Here is a 360-nt window from a genome sequence, read left to right as displayed (position 1 = left end):
CTTCTACAACTTGGACAATGACTCGTGGCTCCAACTCCTTTCGATCTCCTGGTACTTTTTTATAATTGCCAATTGAGCCTCTAGCTGTTTATTCTTTAGTTTTAATTCTTCTAGCTCACTCATTTCCTCCGATTCTTTACCGTAGGAATATTGTTTTCCAACTTGTTGCGAAAATCGATAGGTTTGGCCTGTTTTGTACCATCGCATCCATGTTTTAATTTGAGTCTTATTTTTTATCCCCAGTTGTTCCATTATTTCTTTGTTTGTCATTCCAGCTTGTTTCATTTTAATTACTTCCCATTTTACTTCTTCTGCGTAATGTACTCTTGTGCCCATAGAAAAACACCCTCCTAAGAATCA

1 pseudogene is annotated in these 360 nt (G+C 36.7%); it reads right to left on the bottom strand.

Features of this window, described 5'->3' with window-relative positions:
- Window positions 1–336: pseudogene (locus tag AC1DKZ_RS33170) on the bottom strand (helix-turn-helix domain-containing protein); the annotation flags it as partial.
- Between the last annotated feature and the right edge of the window lie 24 nt (window positions 337–360).

The organism is Bacillus sp. 05T21, assembly GCF_056396785.1.
Note: the sequence above shows the minus strand (reverse complement) of the source record. Positions and strands in the feature narration are given on the sequence as shown.